Genomic DNA, 4,658 nt, shown 5'->3' on the forward strand with positions numbered 1-4,658 from the left:
GGAAAATGCGTAACGACCTCCTCGGCGATCCGCTCGACGCCCGGCCCGCAGGCGACCAGATGATCGAGCGTGCCGCATTCCGGGCAGGCTTCGGGGCGGCGCTCATTGTGCCCGCAATGATGGCAGACCAACTGGCCGCGAAAACGGTGCTCGACCAGCCAGGCCGAGCAGACCGGGCAGCCGAAGCGGTGGCCGCAGACCCGGCACAGCGTCAGCGGCGCATAGCCGCGCCGGTTGAGGAACAATAGCGACTGCTCCTTCCTCTCCAGCGTCTGGCGCATCTGGTCGAGCAGCACCGGCGACAGGAAGCCGCCACGCGCCGGCGGCGCGCGCCGCATGTCGACCGCCTTCAGATGAGGAAGTGCTGCCTCGGCGAAGCGAGCGGAAAGAACGGCTCTGTTGTATTTACCTTGGCTCGCATTGACCCGGCTTTCGACCGATGGCGTCGCCGACGCCAGCACCACCGGAAAGCTGCCGATATGGCCGCGCACCACGGCCATATCACGCGCATTGTAGAAGACGCGGTCCTCTTGCTTGTAGGCAGGGTCGTGCTCCTCATCGACGACGATCAGGCCGAGCTCCTTGAACGGCAGGAACAGCGCCGAGCGCGCGCCGGCGACGACCCGCACGCCGCCTTCCGCCACTTGCCGCCAAACCCGCTCGCGCATCCGCGGCGGCAGGTCGGAATGCCATTCGCCCGGCTTGGCGCCGAAGCGCTGCTGGAAGCGCTCGAGAAAGGCATGCGTCAGCGCGATTTCCGGCAGCAGGATCAGCACCTGCCTGCCCTGGTCGAGCGCAGCCGCCACCGCCTCGAAATAGACCTCGGTCTTACCGGATCCGGTGACGCCGTCGAGCAGCGCAACGTTGAACACGCCGGCTGCGACATTGGCGCGCAGCATCTGCGCCGCGTCGCTCTGGTCCGGCATCAGTTCCGGAATGGCGTAGCCGGTATCGGGCGCGGCCACCACCGGGCGCGGCGGGATCATCACAGTCTCGAACACGCCTTGCGCCCTCAGGCCGTCAATCACCGTCGATGACACGCCGGCGGCGTGAGCGAGGCCGGAGCGCGTCCAGGCAAGGCCGCCTTCGGCCGTCTCCAGCACACGCTGCCTGGCGCCCGTCATCCGGTCGGGTGCGAGGAGCGTGCGCTGCAGCCCTTCGATCCAGGGTTCGGGGTCGAAAGCCTCCGGCGCCCTGAGCAGCATGCGCGCCACCATGCCCGGAGGCGACAGCGTGTACTGCGCCACCCAGTCGACGAAACGGCGCATCGCTCGGTCGATCGGCGGGCAGTCGAAGACCTGTTCGATGGGGCGCAGCTTTTTCGCGTCGACCTTCTCGACCGCGCCATCCCAGACGATGCCGGCGACCTGCCGCGGCCCGAGCGGCACGCGCACGATCGAGCCCGGCACCACGCGCATGCCGGCCGGCACGGCATAGGTGTAGGGGCGTTCGGCGGGCATCGGCACCAGCACCGGTGCGGCTGCGACAAAGGGCGAATCTTCGATCATGAGGCGTGACCTTGCCCTGACTTTGGTCTAGATCAAAGGCCGACCCCGAATGTGCATGACATGCACATGAAAATCTTCAGGAGACCCGCCATGAAATTTTTTGTCGACACCGCCGACGTCAAGGATATCCGTGAGCTGAACGATCTGGGGCTGCTCGACGGCGTCACCACCAATCCGTCGCTGATCCTCAAATCCGGCGGCAAGATCGCCGACGTGACCAAAGAGATCTGCGACATCGTCAAGGGTCCGGTCTCGGCTGAAGTCACCGCCACTGAATATTCCGAGATGATGCAGCAGGCCAAGGTTCTGGCCAAGATCGCCGACAATGTCTGCATCAAGGTGCCGCTGACGCTGGACGGTCTCAAGGCCTGCAAGACGATCCGCACCGAGATGAACCGCCTGGTCAACGTCACGCTGTGCTTTTCGGCCAACCAGGCGCTGCTGGCGGCCAAGGCCGGTGCCTCGTTCATCTCGCCCTTCGTCGGCCGCGTCGACGACATCGGCATCGACGGCATGGAGCTGATCCAGGAGATCAGGCAGATCTACGACAATTACGATTTCCAGACTGAGATCCTCGTCGCTTCGGTGCGCACCGTGAACCACGTCAAGCAGGCGGCCCTCATCGGCGCCGATGTCGTGACCGCCCCCCCGGCGACCCTGAAGGCGCTGGTCAAGCACCCGCTGACCGACAAGGGCCTGGAACAGTTCCTCGCCGACTGGGCAAAGACCGGCCAGAAGATCGGCTGAGGCCAATGCGCTTGTGGTGAAAAAGGCCGGGTAACCGGCCTTTTTTATGTGCGCTTCAAGCGGGCTGCCGATCAGTCCGCGCCGTCATCCTCGGGCGCGCTCGCCGGCGGGCGCCGGCCCATGATGATTTCGCGTTTGCCGACATGGTTGGGTGCGCCGACCAGGCCTTCCTTTTCCATACGCTCGACCAGGGACGCGGCGCGGTTGTAGCCGATGCCGAGGCGGCGCTGGATGTAGGACGTCGAGCACTTCTTGTCGCGCACCACCACCTTCACCGCCTCGTCGTAGATCGCATCACTGTCTTCGGCTGCGACGGATCCCTTGTCGAAGACCGCGCCCTGGTCTTCTTCGATTTCTTCCTCGTCCTCGTCGGCCGTCACGGTTTCCAGATATTCAGGGCGCCCTTGCGCCTTGAGATGCGCGACCACATGCTCGACCTCGGCGTCGGAAACAAACGGCCCATGCACGCGCGAAATGCGCCCGCCGCCCATCATGTGCAGCATGTCGCCCTGGCCAAGCAATTGTTCGGCGCCCTGCTCGCCCAGGATGGTGCGGCTGTCGATCTTCGATGTCACCTGGAAGGAAATCCGGGTCGGGAAGTTGGCCTTGATCGTGCCGGTGATGACGTCGACCGAGGGGCGCTGCGTTGCCATGATCAGGTGAATGCCGGCAGCGCGCGCCATCTGCGCCAGTCGCTGGATCGCGCCTTCGATCTCCTTGCCGGCGACCATCATCAGGTCGGCCATCTCGTCGACGATGACGACGATGTAGGGCATCGGCGCGAGGTCGATTTCCTGCTGTTCGAAAAGCGGTTCGCCGGTGCCCTTTTCGAAGCCGGTCTGCACGGTCATGACGACGGTTTCGCCCTTGTCGCGGGCTTGAGCGGCACGCTCGTTGTAGCCGTCGATGTTGCGCACACCGAGCCGCGCCATCTTGCGATACCGGTCTTCCATTTCGCGCACGGCCCATTTGAGCGCCGTGACGGCTTTCTTGGGATCCGTGACGACGGGCGTCAGAAGATGCGGGATGCCGTCATAGACAGAGAGTTCGAGCATCTTGGGATCGACCATGATCAGCCGGCATTCTTCCGGCTTCAGCCGGTAGAGCAACGACAGGATCATGGTGTTGATGGCGACCGACTTGCCGGAGCCGGTGGTTCCGGCCACGAGCAAATGCGGCATCTTCGCCAGCTCGGCGATAACAGGCTCGCCGCCGATCGTCTTGCCGAGACAAAGCGCCAGCTTGCAGCTGGTCTTGCGGAAGCCTTCCGATTCGATCAGCTCCCGGAAATAGACGGTTTCGCGCGTCTCGTTCGGGAGCTCGATGCCGATGACGTTGCGGCCAGGCACGACGGCGACGCGCGCCGAAATCGCCGACATGGAGCGGGCGATATCGTCGGCAAGCCCGATGACGCGAGAAGATTTGACGCCCGGCGCCGGCTCGAACTCATAGAGCGTGACCACCGGGCCTGGGCGAACATGAATGATCTCGCCGCGCACGCCGAAGTCCTCGAGCACGCTTTCCAGCAGATCGGCGTTCTGCTCGAGCCGCTCCTGCGACATGTAGAAGCCTTGTCCCTCCGGTGGCTGCTGCAACAGCTCTTCCGAGGGAAGCTCATAGGGATCGCCCGCGGTTGACAGCACGACCTTTCCAGCCCCAGGCAAGCGCGCGGAGCGGGCGGCAACGGCCCTGGCAGGGACGTTCACACTTGGCGCGGCCGACGCGGAAACGGCGTCGCTTTTGGCGGCTGGGATTGCGACAGGCTGGACCGGCGACGGCGCATCGCTCGCCGGCACGCCGGGTTGGGCGACGGCCTGGTTCGAATTGGCCGGCCAAGCATCCGGCAACGGCTTCAAGGCCTGGCCCGGAAGGCAGTCGATGACACGAAACAATGCGGTGGCATCGGTCCCTGGGCGAATATCGATCGGCGTAGCGGTGACTGGCGCCACGGCGAGCGATGCAGGCGACGCTGGACCGGTCTGCCGGGCCGGCGACGAAACGTCGACCAGATAGGGGGCCATGGCCTCGAAGAAGGCATGATCCGAAAGATACGGCCAGCGCAGCCTTTCGGAAGTGGTCGTTTTGATCGGGCCGCCCGGAGCAACGGACGCACGCGCGGATGCCTGCCCCGTCGCGGCCGTCCTCGGCGGCATCGGCGCAACGGCTGGCACCTTCTCCCTGGCGCGCCCCGCGGCAACAAAAGCAGCAGCCGGCGGCAGTGGCCCTTGCGTGGCGTGGCCGGCCAGCGGCTGGGAAGCAGGGCTTTTCACCGAAGCCGGCAATGCCAGGAGCGAAGGCGCGGAGGACGCCCCTTTGATCATGGATTGCGCAACGGCTTGCTCTGCTGGGCGAGTCGCGGCGTGTTCGACAACACGCTCGTGCTGCGGACGATGCTTCCTGGCC

General features: G+C 65.2%; 3 protein-coding genes. 1 reads left to right on the forward strand and 2 read right to left on the reverse strand.

The window, feature by feature from the left end:
• Positions 1–1,508 (reverse strand): primosomal protein N' (priA, locus tag EN906_RS23575; protein WP_127375418.1); only part of this gene is annotated, 1,508 nt, incomplete at its 3' end.
• Between the two features lie 90 nt (positions 1,509–1,598).
• Between priA and fsa the strand changes: the two genes are divergently transcribed.
• Positions 1,599–2,255: a fructose-6-phosphate aldolase gene (gene fsa / locus EN906_RS23580; protein WP_127270489.1), complete on the forward strand. Its 657-nt coding sequence runs from the start codon at positions 1,599–1,601 to the stop codon at positions 2,253–2,255.
• 71 nt (positions 2,256–2,326) lie between these two features.
• On the opposite strand, the gene EN906_RS23585 is transcribed toward fsa, so the two are convergent.
• The coding region (locus EN906_RS23585; RefSeq protein ID WP_245484318.1) for a DNA translocase FtsK at positions 2,327–4,658 on the reverse strand (2,332 nt) is incomplete at its 5' end.

This window comes from Mesorhizobium sp. M7A.F.Ca.CA.004.06.1.1 (genome assembly GCF_003999135.1).
In the GTDB taxonomy this organism is placed as follows: Bacteria; Pseudomonadota; Alphaproteobacteria; order Rhizobiales; family Rhizobiaceae; genus Mesorhizobium.